Source organism: Schleiferilactobacillus harbinensis DSM 16991, assembly GCF_000425885.1.
Classification (GTDB): Bacteria; Bacillota; Bacilli; order Lactobacillales; family Lactobacillaceae; genus Schleiferilactobacillus; species Schleiferilactobacillus harbinensis.
This window is the reverse complement of the sequence record NZ_AUEH01000001.1, coordinates 65,340-88,169: the sequence shown is the minus strand read 5'-3', so window position 1 is coordinate 88,169 and position 22,830 is coordinate 65,340. Positions and strand designations below refer to the sequence as shown.

Sequence of the window (22,830 nt, the reverse complement as noted above, 5' to 3'; positions counted from 1 at the left end):
AAATCGCTAATGAATCAAATCTTGCATGATGGCAATGATGTCATCAGACGCCTGGGGATGACCCAGCGCCAGTGTTGCGGTGTGCATCTTCTTTTGCCGATCGTCGTCTCCCATAATCACAGTGATCGCATTTAACAGTGACTTGCCGGTCAAATCTGATTCCGGCAGCAGGACCGCTGCGCCTGTACTCGCCATACTCTGGGCATTCTTGGTTTGATGATTGTGCGTCACATAGGGCGACGGCACTAGGATGCTGGGAATACCCAGCGCTGTGATCTCGGCGATACTCGTGGCGCCAGCCCGGCCCACCAAAAGGGTGATGTCAGGCAGGATGGCTGGCATATTATCAATGTACGGGACCACTTTGACGTTGCCCGGCACTTTGATTGCCGCCAGTTTTGCCGTCACGGCCTCGTAATGGGCATTGCCGGTAACAAACAAAACTTGATAACTTTGGCCGGCAAAATCAGGGACGGCCTCAATAACCGCATTGTTGATCGGGGCGGCGCCGCGACTGCCGCCAAAGACCAAAACCGTCGAGCGGTCCGGACTCAAAGCAAACTCACTCAACCGATCATTGGGCTGCAGCCCCGCCACCTCCTGGGCACGCGGATTGCCGACCAGCGCAATTTTTTGCTGCTGATGCTTGAATTGGCCAGCGGCATCGGGGAAAGCAATCAGAATCTTGTCCACATAGTGGGCGAGAAATTTATTGGTCACCCCAGCGATGGAATTCTGCTCATGAATCATTGTCGGGACATGGGCGCGCGCCGCCGCGTAAACAATCGCCGAGCTCACATAACCGCCAGTGCCGATCACGATATCCGGTTTGAAATCCCGGACCATCTGTTTAGCCCGGCGCACCGCCTGGATAAACAAAGTCACCGTGTGCACATTGTCCCACGTGAGGCGGCGCCGGAACCCTTGCAGTTCAATGGTCTCAAAGGGAATCCCGGCGGCGGGTACAATGCGGCTTTCCAGTCCCTTAGGTGTGCCGACATACATGACGGCATCCAGCAGCTGCCGTTCTTGCAGCCGTTTGATCAAGGCGAGGGCCGGGTAAATGTGACCGCCCGTACCGCCGCCGGATATCATCACTCTCATGCCGGATTCTCCTTAATGAACTGATTAACGTCAGCGATAAAGCGATCGCCCCGCTCTTCAAAAGTATGGAATTGATCCCAGCTGGCGGCCGCCGGCGAGAAGAGAACGACATCACCGGGCTTGCTCTCTTTCAACGCCACAGGCACCGCTTGATCCAGCGTATCCACGATATGCAGATCCGTGATCCCAGCCTTTTTCGCCACATCGGCCAGGAGCTGTTTCGTTTGGCCGTAAACGACCATCGTGTGCACATGGTCTTTCAGTAAAGGCAGCAATTTTTCAAACGTGAAGCCGCGATCCAAGCCGCCGCCAATCAGCACCACCGGCCCGGGGAACGAGCGCAGCGCCACTTCAGTGGAGACAATATTGGTTGCCTTGGAATCGTTATAGATCTTCCGAGACTGCCATGTCTCCACGTATTGCATCCGGTGCTTGACCCCTGGGAAGGTCTTCAGCACATGGGCAATAGCAGCATTATCGGCTTGGCCGGCTAATTTAGCCGCCGCAATGGCCGCCAGGGCATTCTCCACATTATGGGCCCCGGGAATGCGAATCTCGTCCGCCTTAATGATCGGTGTACCGCGGAAATACAACGTGCCGTTTGCTAAGTAAGCCCCGTCCTGGGTCAGATTCTGGCGGGAAAATGGCACCACCTGGGCCTTGGTGCGCTGCGCCAACGCCTGCCATTCTTCCCGGTCCCAATTCACGACGAAATAATCAGCGGCGGTTTGATTGGCGACCATCTTCATTTTTGCATTGATGTAATTGGCCCGAGTCTTGTGGTAATCCAAGTGCGCAGAGTAAATATTCGTGAGCACGGCGATATGCGGGTGCAGCTGAGTCGTACCCGCCAATTGGAAGCTGGACATCTCAACCACCATCGTATCGTCGGGTCCGACCTTTTCTGCCACGGCGCTGGCCGGAATACCGATGTTGCCCGCTAAATAGGCTTTGCCCACCGACCGGTCTGCATTCAGCATCTCAGCGATCAGCGTAGTCGTCGTGGTTTTGCCATTGGTCCCGGTCACTGTGACCCAGGGCGCTTCAGAAATTTCATAGGCCAATTCCGGTTCAGTGATGATTGGAATCCCCAATTTTTCTGCCTTATCAACAAACGGATTGTCGTAAGGAATACCTGGATTCTTGACCATTAACGAGAAATCCTCGTCCAACAGCGCTAACGGCTGTTTGCCAGTGATCACCCGCACGCCCTCATCTAGCAAGGACTGCGCGGCGGGGTTCTGATCAAAGGGCTTAATGTCTGTTACCGTCACAAAAGCGCCCAGCTGCTGCAACAACCGGGCCGCGTTGGCGCCGCTCTTGGCCAACCCCATCACTAATACTTTCTTGTTTTGATACTGCGTTACCGTCTTCACGAAATTCGCTCCCTCTGCTACCAAATCATTAAGTATACAATGCCGCCAATGGCCCCCACTGTCCAAAAAGTGAGGACCACACGCCATTCGCTCCACCCCAGCATCTCGAAATGATGGTGGATCGGAGTCATTTTAAACAATCGTTTGCCGGTTAATTTGAAGCTGGCCACTTGCAGAATCACACTGGCCGTTTCTAAGACAAACACGATACCCACTAGGAGCAGCGACCATTCACGATGGAGCATGATCGATACAGCAGCAAGTAAGCCGCCCAAGGCCAAAGAACCGACATCACCCATGAAGATCTTGGCCGGCTTGTGGTTGAAAATCAGAAAAGCGGCCAACGCCCCGATTACGGCCAAGGTAATGTACAGCACATCGAGACGCTGTTCCTGCCAGCTGATCCAGGCATACACTGCGAACGCAATGATGCCCAACCCGCTGACCAGGCCGTCCAGCCCATCCGTCAGGTTGACCGCATTGGAGAAGCCCACGAGCCAAAACAGGCTGAACGCGGCGAAGAAGACGGCACTGCTCACCACCCCCAGAAACGGAACATAGAGGCTGAAGGGCATTTTTTCATTGAAGTAAACCCACAGGAAGACGGCACTGATGATGATTTGTCCCAGGAGCTTTTGCCAAGCCTTCAAACCCATATTCCGTTTATAAAAGAGCTTCAAGCCATCGTCCGCAAAACCGATCAACCCGAACCCCAGCAGAACGAGGAGCAGCACCAGCAAGGTGCGCCGCAGTTGGTGCGTCCAAGCGGCGACACCAATCACGGTGAGGCAGATGGTCACAATAAAGCCGATACCGCCCATTGTGGGGGTGCCGCTCTTTTTGGCGTGCCATTTGGGACCTTCTGCGCGGATCTTCTGACCTTCGTGATGGCGCCGAAAATAGCGGATCAATAACGGTTCCGCTATTGCGGTCAGCCCAAAGCTCACCAGTACTGTCAATAATGCGTTCATGATTCTCTCTCTCCACCTATCGGGGTTGTAATGTCACAGAAACGCGGCTGTTCGTCGTAATCACTGAATTCGCCGGGATGCTCTGTGCAACGGCGTAGCCAGTACCCGTAAAGTTGACCTGGATACCGGTAATTTGCGCCAGTTTCAAAATATCATTTTTCGACCACCCTGTCACACTGGGCATCAACGCGGCACCATCCGTTAAGAGAACCGCTCGCTGACCGGCCAGTACACGACTGTTTGCCTTGGGCAGCTGCTGGACAACTTCAGTGCCGCTGCCCACCAGGACTGGTGTCAAACCAGCGTTGGCCAAAGCCTCTTTGGCTTCCGCAGTCGAATGATTGGTCACATTGGGCATGGTCACTTGTTTCGTGGTCGCCCCGCTGCTGGTCTGACCGTAACTTAAGACTCGAGTCATCAGCGGTTTGAAAATACTCGACAGGATCGTTTCAGCCGGGGCGGTCATCTTTTGGGGCTGCTGCATCGTGATGTACAGGATGTATTGCGGGTCGCTGGCCGGGGCCATCCCGACCACCGAGAAAATGTAATTGCTGTCGCCGGTCAAATAGCCGCCGCCCTTAGGGTTGGCAATTTGGGCCGTCCCAGTTTTCACAGCTAAGTCTACCCCCGGCAGCTGATAAGCTGTCCCGGTCCCAATTTGTTTATTGTTGACGACCTGGCGCATTTGGTCCAAGACGTTAGCCGCCGTGGCGGCAGAAATCGGTCGGCCCACTACTTTGGGCTGATACGTTGTGGTTTTGCCCGTCAGCGGATTCTTGATCTTGCTGACAATTTGCGGCTGGACCATCTTGCCGCCATTAGCAATGGCCGAGAAGGCCTGCATCATTTGCATCGCGGTGACGTTGATGCCCTGGCCGAAGGCAGTGTTAGCCTGATCGATGGCCCGGCTGAACTGATACATGCCGCTCACTTCGCCCGGCAAGGTGATACCGGTCTTTTGGCCCATGTGAAAACGCTCCAGATACTTTTTCCACGTCGCCGCGCCCATCAATTCTTCCAGATGGACCATCCCGACGTTGCTGGACCGGGGCATCACCTGACTAAAGGGAATCGTGCCCCAGCCGGAATAGTTCCAGTCGCGGACGGTGCTGCCGTCCAAAGTGACCGCCCCGGATTGGTAAGTGGCATTGGGATTGTAGTGACCGGAATCAACCGTAGCGGCCATGGAGATAACCTTCATCACCGAACCAGGCTCATAGGCGTCTTCCACGAGGGTGTCCCGCCAGACATTGCCCAGGCCCTGCATCGTCGCGGCGTCAAATGTCGGCCGCTGACTGGCCGCAAGAATCGAGCCCGTCTTGGCGTTCATCAAGACCGCGTTGAGCCCCACCGGTTTGTACTTATCCTGAACGTTTTGCATCAGCGTCTCCAGGTTGTTTTGCAGCCGGGCATCGATCGTCAGGGTCATATTGTCGCCGTCTTTCGCCTTTTTGGTGACGATCTTGGACATGGGCAGTTCATAACCGTTAGCATCCGTTTGGATCTGCTGCCGGCCATTGACGCCGGTAAGCTGGCGGTTGAAGTATTTTTCGATCCCCATAACCCCGGTCAGCTGCGCATTGCTGTCCTTAGCTGTGTCCTTGGCATCTTTCAATTGGGCAATCCCAATGATATGGCTGGCAAACGTGCCATTAGGATACAGCCGTGCTGGTTGGGCGCGGAAGTAAATCCCGGTGAGCTTTTGTTTGTCGATTTGATTTTTGGTGGCTAAATCAATATTTTTGCCGGCATTGCCGAATTCAACCTGAAATGCTTTTTTGGATTTCGGTGATAGAATCTTTTTGATTTGTGCAGCGGAAAGGCTCAAGTATTGACTGAGTACTTGAGCGGTTTTAGCTTTATCCTGAACATAAAGCGGTTTGTCATCAATGCTCACATACTTGCGATCTACCACGGCAAAAATGGTATAGACATTGGAATCTTCGGCAATGACGTCTCCGTTGCTGGCGTAAATTGTGCCGCGTTTAGCCTTCAAAACCGTTTCCTGCGTGTACTTGCGGCGCGTCCGATCAGCCAGATTGACCCCATCGATCTGCCCGCTCACCGTGATATAAAAAAAGCGAAAGACGACCAACCCGAAGAAAAGCAGGATCGCAGCCAGCAAAAGGATGCCGACGATTTGTCGATTGCGCCGTGTCTTCGGGTTCGGGGACTTTCGTTGCGGATTCATGGGCTTCATTTACCGATGTTCCTTATATTGCCCTCAATCAGCGTCAGACCGTGGGCTTTGGCAAATTCATTCAACCGTTGTGAACTCGTTAATTCACCGATCTCTTGCTGGAGGTCATTATTTTGACTCTTTTTATTATTGATTGTCGTGGTTAAGTTTTGATATTGGCGCTGGGTGGTGGTAAGACCCACCTGAGTGCTGACGAGGGTGATCATGAAGAACCCGCAAACTGCGGCAATTGTCGTAATCAAGACCCGTTCCAGCCCGCTTAACGGCACCCGTTTCGGGATTGCCTGGGGTTGGGCCTGCGGCTGCTGGTGGGGGGTGGGTACTTCTTTTCGTTGGGGTACCGCACTGCCCTGCCCCCAATTGAGATCCTTCTGTTCAATCATCATCAACAACTCCTTACACCAATTTTGACTGGATTAATCCTTTTTTACTTTTTCTGCGATTCGTAAACGGGCGCTGTGAGCCCGCCGATTAGCGGCCAGTTCTGCAGCATTGGGCCGAATCGGTTTGCGGGTGATCATCTTGAGATCCACGTCCGCTGGTGTTCCCAACACCGGCAGGTCAGGCGGCAAATCGCTGGTGGCGTGCCGCTGCATAACGTGCTTCACGATTCGATCTTCCAGCGACTGGAAGGTAATGACGCTTAGGCGGCCGCCCTGCCCCAACACGGCGACTGCCTCTTCCAAGGAATCTTCCAGTGCGCCCAGCTCGTCATTGACGGCGATCCGGATCGCTTGGAAGGTCCGCTTGGCTGGATTGCCGCCCGTTCGCCGGGCAGCTGCCGGAATAGCTTCCTTGATCACGTCCACTAATTCCCCGGTGGTCGTGATCGGCGCACTCTCTCGCCGGGCGACGATGCGTTTGGCAATCGCCCCGGCGAAACGTTCCTCACCATACCGATGAATGATGCGGCTCAATTCCCGCTGCGACCATTCGTTGACAATGGTTTGAGCCGATAGTGCCTGACCCTGATCCATCCGCATATCCAGCGGACTGTCGAAGCGGTAGCTGAAGCCGCGGCTGGGATCGTCGAACTGGGGCGATGAAACCCCCAAATCATAAAGTACGCCAGCAATCGGGGCCGTGGTCACTTGATGGAGCACCCGGGCAAGATGACGAAAATTATCATGCACCAGTACGAGCTGGTTCGCCGCGATTTCTTTGGCAAATCGATCTTTGCCTGCCGCAATAGCGGCTTCGTCTGCGTCAAAGGCAATGACTTGGCCGGTGCCGGCAAGAGTGGCTAACAGCAGTGCGGTATGTCCGCCCCGGCCGAAGGTCGCGTCCACGTAAGTGCCGCCTGCCTGGACGGCCAAGCCGTCGACCGCTTCCTGCCGTAATACGGTGTGATGCACAAAAGTCACAGTCCGTGGCTCCTTTCTCAAAGATCAATATCCATCAGGTCTTCGGCTAATGTATCAAAATTGTCCGCCGATTGGGCCATGTACGCGGTCCAAGTCGGCGCATCCCAAATTTCGATTCGGCTGGAGACGCCAACGAAAACACACTCTTTCGTTAATTTGGCGAACCCCCGCAGGGTATCCGGCACATTGATCCGGCCTTGTTTATCCAGCGTGACTTCCGTCGCGGCGGAATAAAAGAAACGGGTAAATGCGCGGGCGTCCTTTTTATTCGTGGGCAAATGAGCAAGCTGCTCTTGGATTCGCTGCCATTGGGCCAGCGGATAGCCGAACACACATTGGTCTAAGCCCCGGGTGACAACGAAAGACGCGCCGAGTTCCGTTCGGAATTTGGCCGGCACGATCAATCGTCCTTTGGTGTCAATTGTGTGGTGATATTCACCCATCAGCACGCACATCACCCCCAGATAACCCGATGTTTTCAGTTTACCACAATCCCCCACTTGCCACCACAATCCCCCATAAAATCAGGCTTTTTTTCCAATTTCGGAACATTTTACCGTTCATTCGTGTGAACATGCGCACATATGGTCGTTTCCCGAACGATGACGGATTTTTTTCACTCCCTGTGCTGCGCCGATTCGAAGCAATGGCCTGGGAGAAAACTATGACTTCTTGATACCCCTGTATCCGAAAAGAATGCTGCCCCAGTGACAAAAAAAGCCAGCCAGCTGATTGCTCAGCCGACTGGCAAAAAACGTTCTAGATACGGTCAATGATCCACAACACCAGCGCAAAAACATACCACACCGCACTGAGCAGCGCCAGATAGCGCCACAAACCGCGGAAATACTCGCCCAGCAGCAGATCCCGATCACGGATGATGCGAATGACCAAATAAATCAAGCCAAAAGCCACCCCGGTCAAGACACAAATCGGTAACAAACTCATCCCGATGCCACCGGTGGGATAAGTCAATATAAAAACACCGAGAAATTGGGGCAGCACCAGCCAATTGACTAAATGCACGGGCCGCCCCTGCCACCGTGCTGAAAGATAGTTATAACCGCCTCCGCCGACGACCAGCAGCACCGGCAAAAAACCAAGGCTGACCCAATTACCCATGACGTGCCCTCCGAAATTGAATTGAAAGTTCTTTCAATCAATAGTAAACTAAGCCCAGCAAGAAAAACAAGGTGGGATATAAGTTGAAAAAAGAACGCAGCACGTTTGACAAGATTTTACGCGTATTTATTTGGTTGATGCTGCTTTTCTCCGTCGGCTCAGTCGTCATCGGAGCTGTCTACTATTTGGCTAACGCGCCAAGGTAGGCGCGACGACCGCGGTATCGCCAAACCACTTCTTGGCTAGCCTGGTGATCGTGCCATCAGCCGCCGTGGCCCGCAAGGCGGCATTGATTTTGCGCCGCAATTGGGTATCCTGTTTGCGCATCCCCACAGCGAATTCTTCGCTGGGAAAGCCGCTGGTCAGGACCCGGTAAGCCTTGGGATCCGCCGAATGGGCAATGGTATACTCGCCAAAGACGGAGTCTAAGACGAGTCCCTGAATACGGTTTGCTCGTAAGTCAATAAATGCATCATTATAGCTGTCGTACAGGATGGGGGCATTGCCCTTGATCCTGTTTTTTAGTATCTTCGGCTGATCGTCAATATCTTGGGCAGCTGATGAGCCGGTTTGGGCCCCGACGACCTGCCCCTTCAGCTGGGCAATCGAGCGAATGCCGCTCTTTTTAGTCACTGCCACCACCTGCTGATTCACGAGATACGGCAACGAAAAGGCCACGTGCTGTTTTCGCTGAGCCGTTTCGGTATAGCCGTTCCAGATGAGGTCGATCGTGTGGTTGCGCAGCTCAGTTTCTTTCATATCCCAATCAATCGGTTGGAACACCATCCGCAAATTAATTTTTTTACCCACCGCCTTGGCCAAATCAATATCAAAACCGGTCAGCTGGCCATCCTTGGCCCGAAACCCCATGGGAACAAACGTTTCATCCATGCCCACAACGACGGTACCCCGCTGCTCGATCTGCTGGGTAGCGTCTCCCTTAGGAATGCGTCGGGCGCAGCCGCTGAGAGTCCCCAGCAGCATCCCGCCCGTCAGTAAAACCAGCAACCAATTACGCAGAAACTTGGGCATCGTCATCCCTCCCCACTGTGATCACCCGCGGTTGAATCTGATCAATGAACGGCATGTCGTGGGTCACGATCAACTGGGTCATCCCTTGCCGGGCAAATCCCTTAATCAGTTGGGCAACATCGGCAGTCATCGCCGGATCCAGGGCGGAAGTCGGCTCATCGTAGGCCAGCACGGCCGGCTGCAGGGCCAGCGCGCGGGCAATGGCCACCCGCTGCTGCTGACCACCGGATAGTTGATACGGATAGTCCCGGGCGTGGTCGGCTAGGCCTAACTGCGTCAGCAATTTTTCAGCCGCTTGGGTCGCTGCAGCCCGATCGGTATGCTGGGCGTAAACCGGTCCAATCAGGACGTTAGCCAAAACATCCAAGTGCGGAAACAATTGGAAATCTTGGAAGACGACGCCGACTTTACCGGCATCAGCGCGATTACGAAACGGGTCAATGGGTGTCCCATTCAACAGCAGTTCGCCGCTGTCGATTGGTTCTAAACCGGTAATCATCCGCAGCAGGGTCGTTTTGCCTGCCCCGCTAGGTCCGACAATACCCAGTGTGTCGCCATCCTGAATGGTCAAATTAAAGTTTCGGTAGATCACCCGGTTGCCAAATGCTTTGTTGATATTTTTCAATTCCAGCATACGCTTTTCCTCCTTCGTCTTAACGATAATAGGCATAGTGCTTTTCCAAGGACCGCAACCCCCAGGTCAGCAGGGCTGTCAGCGCCAAGTACACGATGCCCACCAACACGAGCGGAATCAAGGTGACATCCCGGGCCGCCGCGATGTTCCCGGCACGAAGCAGGTCACCAATACCCAGGACGTAAACCAGCGAGGAATCCTTGACTAGATTGATTACTTCGTTGCCGACGGCGGGAATAACGGATTTAACCACTTGGGGTAATACGACCAAGCGGAAGGTTTGCAGGGGAGTCAGCTTTAAGACCTTGGCGGCATCGTATTGCCCTTGCGGAATCCCTTGCAGCCCGCCGCGGAAGATCTCGGCAAAATAGGCCGCATAGTTGAGAACGAAGGCTAGAAAAACTGCGCTCATCCGATCAAAATAAATCGAGACCATCGGCAGACCATAGAAGATAAAAATCAATTGAAGCAGCAGCGGTGTGCCCCGCATCAGCCACACATATGCGTTCAACACCCACTGCAACGGCCGCCAGCCGCTGCGCAGGCCAATCGAGACAACGATGCCCAACGGAATCGAAAGCACCAGTGTGGTGATGAAAATGATTAACGTCGTTTGGGTACCGGATAATAATGCCGGTAAAATTGATACAATATAATGCCAATTCATGATGTGATCCTCCCTTTTCGCTCGTTCACGGAAACAAAAAAACGCCCTTAAGATCAATTCAATTGAATTGATCTTAAGGGCGTTTTGCGCGCTGTCCCACCTTATCTTCTCTGGAAAAAGAAATTTCCAGACTCTGCTCACCGGCTATCACCGGCTTGGTCGTTAACGGGACCGAACGGAGCCTCCTACTAAAATTCAGAGGTCTGAAAACAAGGATGTGGTTCACCCGACCAGCAGATTCCCTTGCACCTAACGGGAACTCTCTGAACTGCTTGCTTGGGTTACTCTTCCTCGCGCACTTTGCTATCTATGAAATTAAATGCAATCATAACGACTGCGCCGGTGCTTGTCAACCCCGGTGGAAAAGTTTTTGCCAAAAACCGGGTTTCTTGATTGCCAGCGGCAACAGTGGCACGTGGGGATCAACCAGACGATCCGTAATATTCCGAAAACACGTTCCGGCCGGTGATTGCGTATCAAAAACAATCGGTTCGCCCCGATTATCGGCAGTAATAATCGCGTTGTCATCTACCACGTAACCCAGCAGCGACAAGGCCAGCCGATGGGCAATCGCGGCGACATCCAGACTGGTGCCCGCAGCAATCATGGCGGCTTGCACGCGATTGACGATCAGGCGCGGCGCGATTGGCATTTTGTACGCTTCAATCAGACCAATCACCCGATCTGCATCGCTCATCGCCGAAATCTCTGGTGTCGTCACCACCAAAGCCCCATCTGCACCGGCCAGAGCATTGCGAAAGCCCTGTTCGATCCCGGCAGGGCAATCGATCAGGATATAATCAAACTCACTGCGCAAAGCCGCCACAATTTGCCGCACAGCGGCCGGCGTCAGGACGTTTTTGTCTGCATTTTGGGCGGCGGGCAGGAGCACTAAGCGGTCTTCAAAGCGGGTATCCTTCACCAGGGCCTGGTGCAATGTTGCCCGGCCCTGGACCACGTCCACCACATCATACAGAATCCGATTACCCAAGCCGATCATAATATCCAAATTACGCAGCCCCAGATCCAAGTCCATGACACAAACCCGCTTCCCCAGCATGGCTAGGGCAGTGCCGATATTAGCCGTCGCAGTGGTCTTCCCCACCCCGCCTTTACCGGATGTAATCACCAATGAAATTGCTGGCACGGATCATTCCTCCATCTGGGCATACAGTCGCGGCCGAATTTGGCGCAAATTAATACATTCTGCATAATCGATCGCGTGCAAGTCATTCACGTACGCAAAGGCGTGCGGCGTCAAATGGGCGTTGTTGCTGTCCACGATGTCGACCATGTCGGCGATCCGTACCTGAGTTGCCTCGGTCAAGTCGCCGACCACGACCGCTTCCGCATCATCCGGATAGCCGGCATAAACGATTCCGCTAACTTCACCGATACAAAAAACACTCCCGCTGGCCTTCAACACACCGCCGTGGTGAATCGCCCCGATAAACAGAATATCACCGTCAAATTCTCGTTCCTGACCACTGCGAATGACACCAATGGATACCGGCACATGGGTCTGGCGCAATAAAGGCGACAAGTCTGCGGTAGTCACCACGTCTGCACGGAACGCCACGATTTCAAAATGGGGATACGCATCCAAAAGCGCCCTGATGGCCGTCTCCTGGTCTTCTGTCAGCAAGCGGTTGCCCGTGGTGATGACAAAATTAGCCTGCTCTTCCTGCAACGCCTGCTGAGCATCATGCACTTGATGAAACAATGCCGTCAAATCAGTCAGATTGTCAGTAAACGATGCCGCGTCGTCCAAATGAATTTCGTAACCGTCTTTGCGTCCTTTTAATGTGGCACTCGCCATAACTTTTCGCCCTTTCCGCTTGCCTACTGGTCACTGCGCCACCCGGCGAGCAGCCGCGCGCACGGTACATACACCGCTCCCGCGACCACCACGTTGGCCAGGATCGTCGGCCAAAGTACCTGACTGACAAACCCGACGAAGCCTTCCCCGCCAACGCCTAAGAAGCGATGTCCGAAGTATACCCCGCTCGTGACGACCACAATACTTATAAAGTATAACAGAACGGCAAACAGTCCGTTAACCGGCAAATAGTCCCGTACCCAACGGATTCCGTAGATTACTGCCGGAAAAGCCAACGCATAAAAACCGATGATGCCCGAATAGTACAAGTCATACAACAAGCCCAGACCCAGGCCCAGCACCAGCATCCGCCAATCCGTGGGCAAAGCGTACACCACGTAGACAAGCCATAATAACAACAAGCTCGGCGCAATCTGCCACCGCGGTGTGATCAATACCCCCTGCAGGGCAAAGGAAAGTGCTCCGTCCAGAAATAACGCGGTTAACCCAATGAGCGCGACCCGCCAAAAAATGCGTCGATCCATATTATTCCCCCTGTACGGCCCGGCTGATGACCGTGACCACAGAGAAATCATTCAGATCGGTGGCCGGCTGAACGTATACCGTCGCTGGCCGCCCATAATCGTCGTCTTTGACGCGGGTCACCTTGCCAACAAACAAGCCCTTCGGCGTTAAGCCGCCCAAACCGGAAGTCACTACGGTGTCCCCTTTTTCAATCGTGTTTTTCGTATTGATCTGGGTCATGAGCAAGGCTTCATCATCCTTGTCGTAGCCAGAGATGATCCCATTGATTCGCTGGGACTTCTTGTTGACGATCTCCACCGCCGTGCGGTCCGCATTGGTATTACTGGTGGAAATTAATTCGACCTTCGCCGAAAAATCATGGATCTCCACAATCCGGCCAATCAAACCAGCCCCGGAAACCACCGGCATGTTCTTCTTCACACCCTGGCGGCTGCCTTTATTGATCATAAAAATGTTTTCCCAGTCTGCCGGTTGCCGCGAGACCACACTCGCCGGAATCTGGGTGTAATCAGACAGCGTCGCATTCAGCTTTAGCTGCTTCTTTAACTGCGTGTTCTCCGCCCGCAGCGTATTATTCGTAGCTTGAATCTGCTGCAGCTGGGTCACATTCTTTTTCAGATCCTGATTTTCGTTGTAAGTATTTACCAAATCAACCACTTGGTTATAGCCCGAGTGGACCGCCACCATCGGGGCAGCAATCACTTGGGCCGCCACGTTGCTGATATCATTCGCCATTCGTTGAATAAAAGGCGGCGCTGAACGATTCTCCCGTACACGAAAAGAGAGCGCTACGGTGCTGAGCGTCGCAATTAAAATGATCATCACGATGATCAACTTTTTATTGGCAAAAAATTTGCGCATGCCCGTCCTTCACCCTTCCGCTGCTTGCTCTGGCGGGCGTCTCAAAGCCGTAGCGGACATTACCGAGAACGCCGCTTCATCAATTCGATATGCTTCAATGACTCGCCTGTACCGATTGCGACACATTCCAACGGATCCTGCGCAATAAATACCGGTACCCCGGTGGCATCCGAGATGACCCCGGGGAGATTCTTCAATAACGCGCCGCCGCCAGTCAAGACAATTCCGCGATCAATTACGTCCGCCGCGATTTCCGGTGACGTTTCTTCCAGAGTATCCTTGATGGCCTCAATGATGGCTTGGACTACTTCTTGGACCGCTTTGGCCACATCTTCACCCGAGACATCGATCGTTTTAGGTAATCCGGATACTAAATCGCGGCCCCGAACAGACATCGGACCTAAGTCCTTAGCCCCTTCGACAGAAGCCGAACCAATTTCCATCTTGATCTGTTCAGCAGTCCGTTCACCAATCAGCAGATTGAACTCTTGGCGCACATAAGAAATGATTGCCTCGTCCATCTTATCGCCGGCCATCCGAATCGACCGGGCGGACACGATCCCGCCCAGCGAAATCGTCGCCACGTCCGTCGTCCCGCCGCCGATATCCACCACCATACTGCCGGTGGGATCCATAACCGGTAAACCGGCCCCAATCGCCGCCGCATAAGGCTCTTCGATCACGTAGGCATCCTTCGCCCCGGCAACCCGGGTAGCATCGGTCACTGCCCGCTTCTCGACTTCGGTAACGCCGGAAGGAACACAAACCATGACGTACGGTTTACCCGTCGCACCCGACTTTTGCAAGAAGTACTTCATCATTGCAACCGTTGTGTCATAGTCAGCAATGACCCCATCCTTCATGGGTCGAATGGCCTTGATGCTGGCTGGCGTCCGGCCAATCATGTCACGGGCCTCAGAGCCCACTGCTAATACTTCACCTGTGCCGGTATCCTTAGCGACTACCGACGGTTCATTTAGGACAATCCCCTTGCCCTCTACGTATACCAATGTATTGGCCGTGCCCAGGTCAATACCAATATTTTTCGCACCAAATCCAAACACGAAAGTTTCTCTCCTTCAAAGCGCATCCGCGGATACTTAATATCGACAATTATAACATAGAAGCCTTGTCGCCACTATGCTTGCGGGACCATGTCCCGACTTGCGTGCCAATGGTCTGAACATCGATATTCACCATAACACATTCTACCATTAGGAACAGGGAAAATACGGACGGCTTTAGAAAAGTATAAGAGCCCTTACCACGGAGTTTCGCTGCGAATGGAAACAAATTCTTCCCGGCCGATGATCAAATGATCGATCACCGCAATACCGATGACCTGGCCCGCACTGACTAGCCGTTCGGTCAGCAGGCGGTCTTGCTCCGACGGATCCGGATCGCCGCTGGGGTGATTGTGGGCGACCAGCACACTGGCAGCAGCATAGCGCAGGGCCCCGGCAAACACTTCCCGGGGGTGAGCGATGGACGCCGTCAGGGTCCCTTTAAACAACACGTCCTGGGCAATCACCGCATTTTTCGCATCCAAATAAATCGCTACAAATTCTTCCTGGGTCACCCCCGCAAAATAATCCATCAAGAAATGGGCCGCTTCGGTCACTGAATTGATTGTCCCGAAGCGCTGGCCCAACTGGTGGGCGCACCGCCGGCCCAGTTCGCTGCTGGCCGCGATCAGCAGCGCCCGCGCCGGACCGATTCCCGAGTGCTGACTGAGATCCGCCACACTGGCCTGTTGCAGGCTGGGTAAAAATTGATATTGCTGAATCACGGATTCGGCAATTTGAAAGACACTGAGCTGCTTCGAGCCGGAACCAATCAGCAGAGCCAGCAGTTCTCGATCGGTCAGGGCCCCCACCCCGTAGAGACTGGCTTTTTCCCGGGGGAGCATCGTTACGGTCGGTTCAATCATGGTCATCGTCCTTTCTGTGTTCATTCATACATTACGCAAAAACACCCCGATCCGGCGGGATCGGGGTGCAAGTCGATTACTTAAACAAATTGGCCACATGGGTCAAGGTGGGGGCCACGAGGACTGGTTGGGGAATATCCATCAAGATTTCCTCAGCCGTCCGCAGATCCGGCACCAACACCGGCGTCATCTTGGCAGTCAACGCCGCTTGGATGCCGTTGGCGGAATCTTCCACCACCAATGCCCGTGCCGGCGGGATGGCCAGCGCCTGGGCGGCAGCGAGGAAGATATCGGGTGCCGGTTTGCCCGCATGCACGTCATCACTGGTAATGATATGGGCAAACTCGTCTTCAATTCCGACCTTCGCCAAAAACTCATGCACGGTGCGGCCATAATTACTGGAACCCACCGCCATGGGAATATTTACTTCGTGCAGAATTCGCAGCAGCGGCTTGACCCCCGGCTTAATCGCCAGCTCGCCGGCGGCCACGTATTGATCCACCAACGCGTAGGTGTCGTTAAGAAATTCCTGCGCTTTTTCACCTGGAAAATACTTCTGAAAGAACGCATTGGCCGTGGCATTGGATGCGCCAGCCAAAGGCGCGTAATCTTCAGCGGTCAATGTTAGCCCCTGCTGGCGGCCGGCGACCATGTTAGCCCGCAGATACATTCGTTCCGAATCCACCAGAACGCCGTCCATGTCAAAAATCACACCATCAAAAGTCACGGGTCATCCTCCTTGAGTAACGTATTGCGCACCGTCGAGACAAAGTGCAGCGACCCGGCAAACAGGATCAGATCATCGGCTGAAGCGGCCTGCAGCGCAACTGCCAGGGCCTCTTGCCAATTCGCCACATGATTGATTGGGACCGTCGTCTCCGGCCAGTCCGTCACCGGCAGAATACGGGCATCCGGAAACTCCGTGGCCGTGATCAGCCAGCCCGCCCGTTGGTACAAGCGCACCATATCGGTGGCATCTTTGTCTTTGAGAAAGGCCGCGATCAGGTGCACGGTAACCCCTGGAAAGGCCGCTTTGATGCTCTTGATCAGAGCCTGCGCCGCGGGCACGTTATGCGCGCCGTCAAGCATCAGATATGGCTGTTCATGGAGCAGCTCCATGCGCGCCGGCCAGCGAAAGGCCATTAACCCCGCCTGCGCGGTAGCTTGATCCAATGTTTTACCCCGGCCGTGCAGATACAGCTGGGCCACAGTGATGGCCACTGCCGCATTGCGTACTTCATAAGCAGAAATGCTCGGTAGGCGCAACTTGGTCCAATCCTGGTCGCCCCGATGGTAATCAAACTGCCAGGCATGGTCGGCCGGGTGCAGGTGCGCATGGTCCACTGTGAAGTCGCGGCCCAGTTGGGCCACCGGTGCTGCCTGGGCTTGGGCCGCGGTCGTAATGATCTGAGTTTGCTCAGCGGCAATGTCGCCGAGCACGACCGGCGTTTGCGGTTTGATCACGCCGGCTTTCTCCCGGGCGACGTCGGCCAAGGTGGGGCCGATCAATTCCAAGTGATCAGCCCCGACAGTGGTAATGGCACTGACGTCGGGCTGAATCACGTTGGTTTTATCATGGGCGCCGCCAATCCCCACTTCGATCACGGCGACATCCACTTGCTGCTGGGCGAACCAATAGAAACCTAAGGCCGTATCGAATTCAAACTCCGTCAAGGCAAAGTCCGGATTCGCGGCCTGCATCCCCGCCAGCACATCGGCTAGATGGGTCGTGGCGGCGGCCAGATCGGTGTCGCTGATATCTTTCCCATCCACCTGAATGCGTTCGTTAAACCGCGTGATGTAGGGTGAAATGAAACGCCCCACATGCAACCCGGCCGCCAGCAGCATGTCCGTGACCATGGTCGCCACCGATCCCTTGCCGTTGGTGCCGGTAATATGGATAAAGCGGCCTTGCTGTTCGGGATGACCAATAGCCGCGAGAAAAGTCTTGATCCAGGTCAGTTCATGACCCCGATGCAGCCGCGGCCGGCTGTGGATGAACGTCAGGGCTTCTGCATAATTCATTGGGCGCTGTCCTGCAAATCAGCGAGCCGGCTGGTCAGTGTCGTTAATTGTTCCTGATACGCGGCCCGTTTCTTTTCCACTTCAGCAACCACTGCCGCGGGGGCTTTATCCGTAAAGCCCTTATTCGCCAGCTTCTTGTCGGCGCGTTGAACCTCGGTCTGCAGCCGCGTCTGTTCCTTAGTCAACCGGTCCAGTTCCGCCTGCATATCAACCAATTCATTCAGCGGCACGATGACTTCCCCACCTGGTACGACGGCCGTCATCATCTTAGCCGACGCCTCTGGCTGTTCACCGGTCAAGGCATCCATCCGGCTGGCATTCACGAACCGTTGAATGAATGGCTTGTTGTGGTCAAAGACTGGTACCAGGTGCGCATCGGCCATGAAGACTTGCAGATGGATCTGCTTGCTCATCGGCGCGTTGGCCTGACTGCGAATATTCCGCGTAGCTCGGACCACAGCGATGATCCAGTTCATATCTGCCGCGGCTGGCGCGTCCGCAAATTCCTCATGGGCCACCGGATACTTAGCCAGCATAATGGTATCGCCAATGTGGGGCATGGTCTGCCAAATCTTTTCGGTGACAAACGGCATCGTCGGGTGCAGCATGCGCAGTGTCATATCCAGGACCCAAAGCAGGTTCTTGCGCTTGGCCGCCTTCTTCGCCTCATCCGTGCCGTACAGCACTTCTTTGCTCATTTCCACGTACCAATCCGCAAAGTCGTTCCAGGTGAAATTGTACAAGGCCCGGCCGGCTTCTCCGAACTCGAAACGTTCAGACAAGCGGGTGACTTTGGTGATGGTTTCATTCAGTTCGTGGAAAATCCAGCGATCGGCTAAATCAAACGTGGCCGGATCCGGCGGCGTGTCGCTAGCCGGCGTGTCAGCCAAGTTCATCAGGACGAACCGGGAAATGTTCCAGATCTTATTAATGAAGTTCCACGCTGCTTCCAGCTTTTGTTCACTGAAGTTGGCATCTTGTCCCGGGGTTGAACTGGTGGATAAATACCAGCGCAGGGCATCCGCGCCATATTTCTGAATAATGTCCATCGGATCGATCCCGTTGCCTAGCGACTTAGACATCTTTCGGCCTTGGGAATCACGCATCAAGCCATGGATCAGGGCAAATTCAAACGGCCGTTTACCAGTGAAGTGTTCGCTCTGGAAAATCATCCGGGCAACCCAGAACGGAATAATGTCGTAACCGGTGACCAACGTGTTGGTCGGGAAGTACCGCTTGTAATCCGGTGCATCCGTATTCGGCCAGCCCAGGGTCGAAAACGGCCACAACGCACTGGAGAACCAGGTATCCAAAACATCAGGATCCTGCGTCCAGTTTTCGGCATCCTTGGGCGGTTCCATGCCAACGTATATTTCACCGGTATCCTTCTGATACCAGGCCGGAATCCGGTGACCCCACCAGAGCTGACGGGAGATGACCCAGTCGTGGATGTTTTCCATCCAATTGATCAAATTGTGTTCGAACCGGTCCGGTACGAAATGAACTTTCTGATCCGTCTTCTGTTGGGCCAAGACTTGTTCGGCCAACGGCTTCATCTTGACAAACCATTGGGTGGACAGACGCGGTTCGACCTGAACGCCGGAACGTTCAGAGTGGCCGACACTGTGGACGATGGGTTCGATCGACAGCAGGTAGCCTTCCTTCTTCAGGTCAGCCACAATCGCCTTGCGCGCCTCGAAACGGTCCAGGCCCTGATACTTGCCGCCATTTTCATTGATGGTAGCATCGTCATTCATGATGTTGATCCGTTCCAGGTTATGCCGATTGCCGACCTCAAAGTCGTTAGGGTCGTGGGCCGGAGTGATTTTCACCGCACCAGTCCCAAACTGCATATCAACGTAATGATCGGCAATGATGGGGATTTCCCGACCAACTAAAGGCAGAATCACCTTTTTACCCACCACGTCTTTATACCGGTCATCGTTGGGATGGACTGCGATCGCAGTATCACCCAGCATCGTTTCCGGCCGGGTCGTGGCAATTTCAATATAGCTGCTGCCGTCCGTGTAGGGATATTTCACGTGATAGAACGCGCCCTGGTCATCCTTGTGGATAACTTCAATGTCGGACAGTGCTGTCCGCAGTTCCGGATCCCAGTTGATGATGTATTGACCGCGATAAATCAGGCCCTGCTTGTACAGATCGACAAAGACGGTCCGTACGGCTTTATTCAAGCCGTCATCCAGCGTGAAGCGTTCACGGGAGTAATCCAGCGATAGGCCCAGTTTAGCCCACTGTTCGTGGATCGTCTTGGCGTACTCGTCTTTCCATTCCCAGACTTGGTCAATAAACTTCTTTCGGCCCAAGTCGTAACGGGAAATTCCCTGCCCGCGCAACTTAGCCTCTACCTTAGCCTGGGTCGCGATCCCGGCATGGTCCATTCCTGGCAGCCACAGCGTATCAAAGCCCTGCATCCGCTTCTGGCGAATGATCATGTCCTGGAATGTGGTATCCCAGGCATGACCCATGTGCAGCTTGCCCGTGACATTGGGCGGCGGAATAACAATGCTGTACGGTTTAGCCTTTTTATCGCCGCTTGGTTTAAAATATCCCGCGTCGCGCCACTTTTTATACATGCCCGTTTCAACGGCGGTCGGATCATACTTGGTCGACATATCTGATTGACTCATGTAAATCACTCCCTAACGAATTATTTGATCGGATTAAAAAATCGCCCTAAAGATTAGGACGATTGCTCGCGGTACCACCTAAGTTGGGCCCTGACGCAAAAATCAGAGTCCCTCTCAAAACCGATAACGGCGGCTTCCGGATACCACTTCACAGTGTGTCGCAGTATCCACTCCCGAGCTACCATGGCCGACATTCGCCCGGTTCACACCACCCACCGGTTCGCTGAAATTCCCTGTCCTGTCATGCTCTCGATCAAAGTGTTATCTGCATTATAGCCTACTTACTCCGGCTCCGCAAAGGTAGCAATTGCTTCTTCCATATTATTCTGTGTGTTTTCTGCATCGGCAAAATACATCAGCGTCTGAATCTCGCTGGTCAGGTCAATATACTTCACGTGGACGCCTTCGGGCACCTTCAAGCGAGCAGGCGCAAAGTTCAAAATGGACCGTACCCCGGCTTCAGTCAGCTGGGCCACCGCCTCTTGGGCATGCACACTGGGCACCGTGGAAATCGCCGTTGTGATGCCCTGTTCGCGTATTTTTTCGGCAAGTTGATCCATATGATAGATTGGTACACCATTGATGATCGTGCCAATTTCTGGGCATTGATTATCAAAACCGCAGGTAATGCGGAGGTTGTCATTCCGCCGAAAATTATTTTGAATCAGCGCTCTGCCCAGATTGCCCACCCCTAAAAGGGCAATCTTGTGCAATTCGTCGACTCGCAGCATCCGGGCAAAGGTATCAATCAAGTGGCTCACATCATAACCATAGCCGCTCTTCCCTAATTCCCCGAAGCAGGAGAAATCTCGGCGGATCGTCGCCGCGGGGATGTGAATGCTTTTACTTAGTTCATGGGACTTGATCCGCGTGACCCCCTCCGCCCGATACATACATAAGTATCGATAGTACAAAGGAATCCGCTTAGCTGTCGCCCGGGGTAAGGTGACCACGTGTTGTTCTGTCATTACATTTCACCGTCCTATTTGTTTGCCATTTCACACAATAATATACCATGATTGAGACCGTTTGCGCAATGGCGAACAAAAGAAAAGTGCAGAGGGCGAAGGCCAACGGTCAGAAGCGTAAGCACAAGGCCGGGGAAACGTAAAACCCGGGCTTAGGTTTTACGTTTCCCCGGCCTTGTGCTCTAGCTTCTGTCGGCCTGAGCCCGTTTACGCGGAGCAGACCGTGCTCTGATACGCTCACCGCAATCTTCTGTACACCGAAAAATCGATGAGCAAAAAAAAGAACCCCAAAATCCGTTCACCGGATTTCAGAGTTTCTCTCCCAATCAATACAGACTACAGCAGCGCTGCTGTCTCCTCTTGATGGGCATTCATAAATTCATCTTGGGGATGGATCGTAGTGATTTTGATACCGGCAATGGCCCGAGCCATCATTGGTTCGCCGTCCAGCACCGCCTCATACTGACGGGCACGATCCAGATTGGGTTTAGTCTTAGGGCGCGGCGGAGCGAATATTGTACAGCAATCTTCAAAAGGCATGATGGAGAGATCGAATGTATCAATTTTCTCTGCCAGAGCGATGATTTCTGTTTTATCCATCGTCACCACCGGCCGCAGAACAGGCGTCGTCGTCACGTCGTTGATTGCCGTCATACTCTCCAACGTCTGGGAAGCCACTTGACCCACTGATTCGCCGTTAAAAATTGCTAAGCCGCCGCGCTGGGCCCGAATCCGATCGGCCAGCCGCAGCATAAACCGCCGCTGGACCGTCATCAGATAGCCTTCGGGGACATGGGCTTTCACTTCTTCTTGAATTTCCGTGAACGGCACCTCAATAAAGGTGATGGCGCCAGCATAGGGCGCTAACTTAGCCGTTAACTCCTTCGCCTTATTCAGCGCATCCACGCTGGTATACGGCGGGCTGAAGAAGTGGACCATTTCAATGTCCACGCCTCGTTTCATCGCCAGGTACCCAGCCACCGGGCTGTCGATCCCGCCAGAGAGCATCAAGACCGCTTTTCCTGCAGAACCGACAGGCAAACCGCCGGCACCCTTGATCGTCTCAGTGGACAGATAAATCCCATCCCGGCGTACTTCCACCCGCAAGGTGACATCCGGATGTTTCATTTGTACTTTAATATCTGGGAAGGCAGTAGTGATCAAATCGCCTAAATCCAAGTTCATTTGGTTCGTATCCAGCGCAAAAGTGTGGTCGCTGCGCCGGGTATTGACCTTAAAACTCGCCGTGGGACTCGGCAGCGTGTCCCGGACCAGGTCAATGGCGGTCTGGTGGACCACGTCCATATTTTTAGCAATCTTGATGGCTGGACTATAGTTCTGAATGCCAAAAATGCGGCTCAAAATCGCCATGACTGGTTCCGCTGGCGTGCCGTTCAATTGAATGTGCATCCGATCCCGCTTCGGGTGAATGCTGAGTTCAGGAAAGTTCTTCAAAGCTTTGGTGACGTTTCCCGTCAAGCGGCCAATGAAGTTCCGGCGGTTTTTACCCTTTGTAGATAATTCGCCGTAGCGGACCATAATTTCTGTATATTGCATGCG

The 22,830-nt window shown here is 53.8% G+C and carries 23 protein-coding genes; 1 reads left to right on the top strand and 22 read right to left on the bottom strand.

Annotated elements, in window-relative coordinates:
* Positions 1–6: 6 nt before the first annotated feature.
* The 8 genes from murG to H627_RS0100430 all read right to left on the bottom strand — a co-directional run bounded on the left by murG (position 7) and on the right by H627_RS0100430 (position 8,137).
* Positions 7–1,104, bottom strand: coding sequence for an undecaprenyldiphospho-muramoylpentapeptide beta-N-acetylglucosaminyltransferase (murG, locus tag H627_RS0100465; RefSeq protein WP_027827321.1), 1,098 nt, complete (start codon positions 1,102–1,104; stop codon positions 7–9).
* On the bottom strand, positions 1,101–2,480 hold the full coding sequence (gene murD / locus H627_RS0100460; RefSeq protein ID WP_027827320.1) for a UDP-N-acetylmuramoyl-L-alanine--D-glutamate ligase: 1,380 nt from the start codon (positions 2,478–2,480) through the stop codon (positions 1,101–1,103). The genes murG and murD overlap by 4 nt, the downstream gene beginning before the upstream one ends.
* Before the next feature lie 17 nt (positions 2,481–2,497).
* Positions 2,498–3,451, bottom strand: a complete 954-nt coding sequence (gene mraY, locus H627_RS0100455) for a phospho-N-acetylmuramoyl-pentapeptide-transferase (RefSeq protein ID WP_027827319.1) — start codon at positions 3,449–3,451, stop codon at positions 2,498–2,500.
* Positions 3,452–3,467: 16 nt separating this feature from the next.
* Positions 3,468–5,651, bottom strand: a complete 2,184-nt coding sequence (locus H627_RS0100450) for a penicillin-binding protein (protein WP_027827318.1) — start codon at positions 5,649–5,651, stop codon at positions 3,468–3,470.
* Positions 5,648–6,037 (bottom strand): cell division protein FtsL, encoded by a 390-nt coding sequence (gene ftsL / locus H627_RS16330; protein WP_081674527.1) that lies wholly within the window; start codon positions 6,035–6,037, stop codon positions 5,648–5,650. Before ftsL ends, H627_RS0100450 begins: the two co-directional genes overlap by 4 nt.
* 30 nt (positions 6,038–6,067) lie before the next feature.
* The gene (gene rsmH / locus H627_RS0100440) at positions 6,068–7,015 is read right to left on the bottom strand and encodes a 16S rRNA (cytosine(1402)-N(4))-methyltransferase RsmH (RefSeq protein WP_035439579.1); all 948 of its coding nucleotides are present in this window, start codon (positions 7,013–7,015) and stop codon (positions 6,068–6,070) included.
* 17 nt (positions 7,016–7,032) lie between these two features.
* Positions 7,033–7,464, bottom strand: coding sequence for a division/cell wall cluster transcriptional repressor MraZ (gene mraZ / locus H627_RS0100435; protein ID WP_027827316.1), 432 nt, complete (start codon positions 7,462–7,464; stop codon positions 7,033–7,035).
* 310 nt (positions 7,465–7,774) lie between these two features.
* Positions 7,775–8,137, bottom strand: coding sequence for a DUF3397 family protein (locus H627_RS0100430; protein ID WP_027827315.1), 363 nt, complete (start codon positions 8,135–8,137; stop codon positions 7,775–7,777).
* A 71-nt stretch (positions 8,138–8,208) separates the two neighbouring features.
* Here H627_RS0100430 and H627_RS19540 point away from each other — a divergent pair, with 71 nt between their 5' ends.
* Positions 8,209–8,343: a DUF4044 domain-containing protein gene (locus tag H627_RS19540; protein WP_081674526.1), complete on the top strand. Its 135-nt coding sequence runs from the start codon at positions 8,209–8,211 to the stop codon at positions 8,341–8,343.
* On the opposite strand, the gene H627_RS0100420 is transcribed toward H627_RS19540, so the two are convergent.
* From H627_RS0100420 to thiI, 14 genes are all read right to left on the bottom strand, one after another.
* Positions 8,327–9,169 carry an amino acid ABC transporter substrate-binding protein gene (locus H627_RS0100420; protein ID WP_027827314.1) on the bottom strand — a complete coding sequence of 281 codons (843 nt, stop codon included), beginning with the start codon at positions 9,167–9,169 and terminating at the stop codon, positions 8,327–8,329. The genes H627_RS19540 and H627_RS0100420 overlap by 17 nt on opposite strands.
* Positions 9,150–9,803, bottom strand: coding sequence for an amino acid ABC transporter ATP-binding protein (locus H627_RS0100415; protein ID WP_027827313.1), 654 nt, complete (start codon positions 9,801–9,803; stop codon positions 9,150–9,152). The genes H627_RS0100420 and H627_RS0100415 overlap by 20 nt, the downstream gene beginning before the upstream one ends.
* 19 nt (positions 9,804–9,822) lie before the next feature.
* Positions 9,823–10,470: an amino acid ABC transporter permease gene (locus tag H627_RS0100410; RefSeq protein WP_027827312.1), complete on the bottom strand. Its 648-nt coding sequence runs from the start codon at positions 10,468–10,470 to the stop codon at positions 9,823–9,825.
* A gap of 349 nt (positions 10,471–10,819) precedes the next feature.
* Positions 10,820–11,617, bottom strand: a complete 798-nt coding sequence (minD, locus tag H627_RS0100405; protein WP_027827311.1) for a septum site-determining protein MinD — start codon at positions 11,615–11,617, stop codon at positions 10,820–10,822.
* Between the two features lie 3 nt (positions 11,618–11,620).
* The gene (locus tag H627_RS0100400) at positions 11,621–12,289 is read right to left on the bottom strand and encodes a septum site-determining protein MinC (protein WP_027827310.1); all 669 of its coding nucleotides are present in this window, start codon (positions 12,287–12,289) and stop codon (positions 11,621–11,623) included.
* Positions 12,290–12,312: 23 nt separating this feature from the next.
* Complete coding sequence (mreD, locus tag H627_RS0100395; protein ID WP_027827309.1) at positions 12,313–12,834, bottom strand: rod shape-determining protein MreD; 522 nt, start codon at positions 12,832–12,834, stop codon at positions 12,313–12,315.
* Position 12,835: 1 nt separating this feature from the next.
* The gene (mreC, locus tag H627_RS0100390; protein WP_027827308.1) at positions 12,836–13,696 is read right to left on the bottom strand and encodes a rod shape-determining protein MreC; all 861 of its coding nucleotides are present in this window, start codon (positions 13,694–13,696) and stop codon (positions 12,836–12,838) included.
* A 59-nt stretch (positions 13,697–13,755) separates the two neighbouring features.
* Positions 13,756–14,760 carry a rod shape-determining protein gene (locus tag H627_RS0100385; protein WP_027827307.1) on the bottom strand — a complete coding sequence of 335 codons (1,005 nt, stop codon included), beginning with the start codon at positions 14,758–14,760 and terminating at the stop codon, positions 13,756–13,758.
* 197 nt (positions 14,761–14,957) lie between these two features.
* Positions 14,958–15,626: a RadC family protein gene (gene radC / locus H627_RS0100380; protein ID WP_027827306.1), complete on the bottom strand. Its 669-nt coding sequence runs from the start codon at positions 15,624–15,626 to the stop codon at positions 14,958–14,960.
* A gap of 76 nt (positions 15,627–15,702) precedes the next feature.
* Positions 15,703–16,353, bottom strand: a complete 651-nt coding sequence (locus H627_RS16325; protein WP_051225036.1) for an HAD family hydrolase — start codon at positions 16,351–16,353, stop codon at positions 15,703–15,705.
* A complete protein-coding gene (locus tag H627_RS0100370) occupies positions 16,350–17,651 on the bottom strand; it encodes a bifunctional folylpolyglutamate synthase/dihydrofolate synthase (protein ID WP_027827305.1) in 1,302 nt (433 codons plus the stop codon). Before H627_RS0100370 ends, H627_RS16325 begins: the two co-directional genes overlap by 4 nt.
* Complete coding sequence (locus tag H627_RS0100365; protein ID WP_027827304.1) at positions 17,648–20,302, bottom strand: valine--tRNA ligase; 2,655 nt, start codon at positions 20,300–20,302, stop codon at positions 17,648–17,650. Before H627_RS0100365 ends, H627_RS0100370 begins: the two co-directional genes overlap by 4 nt.
* 281 nt (positions 20,303–20,583) lie before the next feature.
* The gene (locus tag H627_RS0100360; RefSeq protein ID WP_027827303.1) at positions 20,584–21,270 is read right to left on the bottom strand and encodes a redox-sensing transcriptional repressor Rex; all 687 of its coding nucleotides are present in this window, start codon (positions 21,268–21,270) and stop codon (positions 20,584–20,586) included.
* A gap of 336 nt (positions 21,271–21,606) precedes the next feature.
* The gene (gene thiI, locus H627_RS0100355; protein ID WP_027827302.1) at positions 21,607–22,827 is read right to left on the bottom strand and encodes a tRNA uracil 4-sulfurtransferase ThiI; all 1,221 of its coding nucleotides are present in this window, start codon (positions 22,825–22,827) and stop codon (positions 21,607–21,609) included.
* Positions 22,828–22,830: the final 3 nt, after the last annotated feature.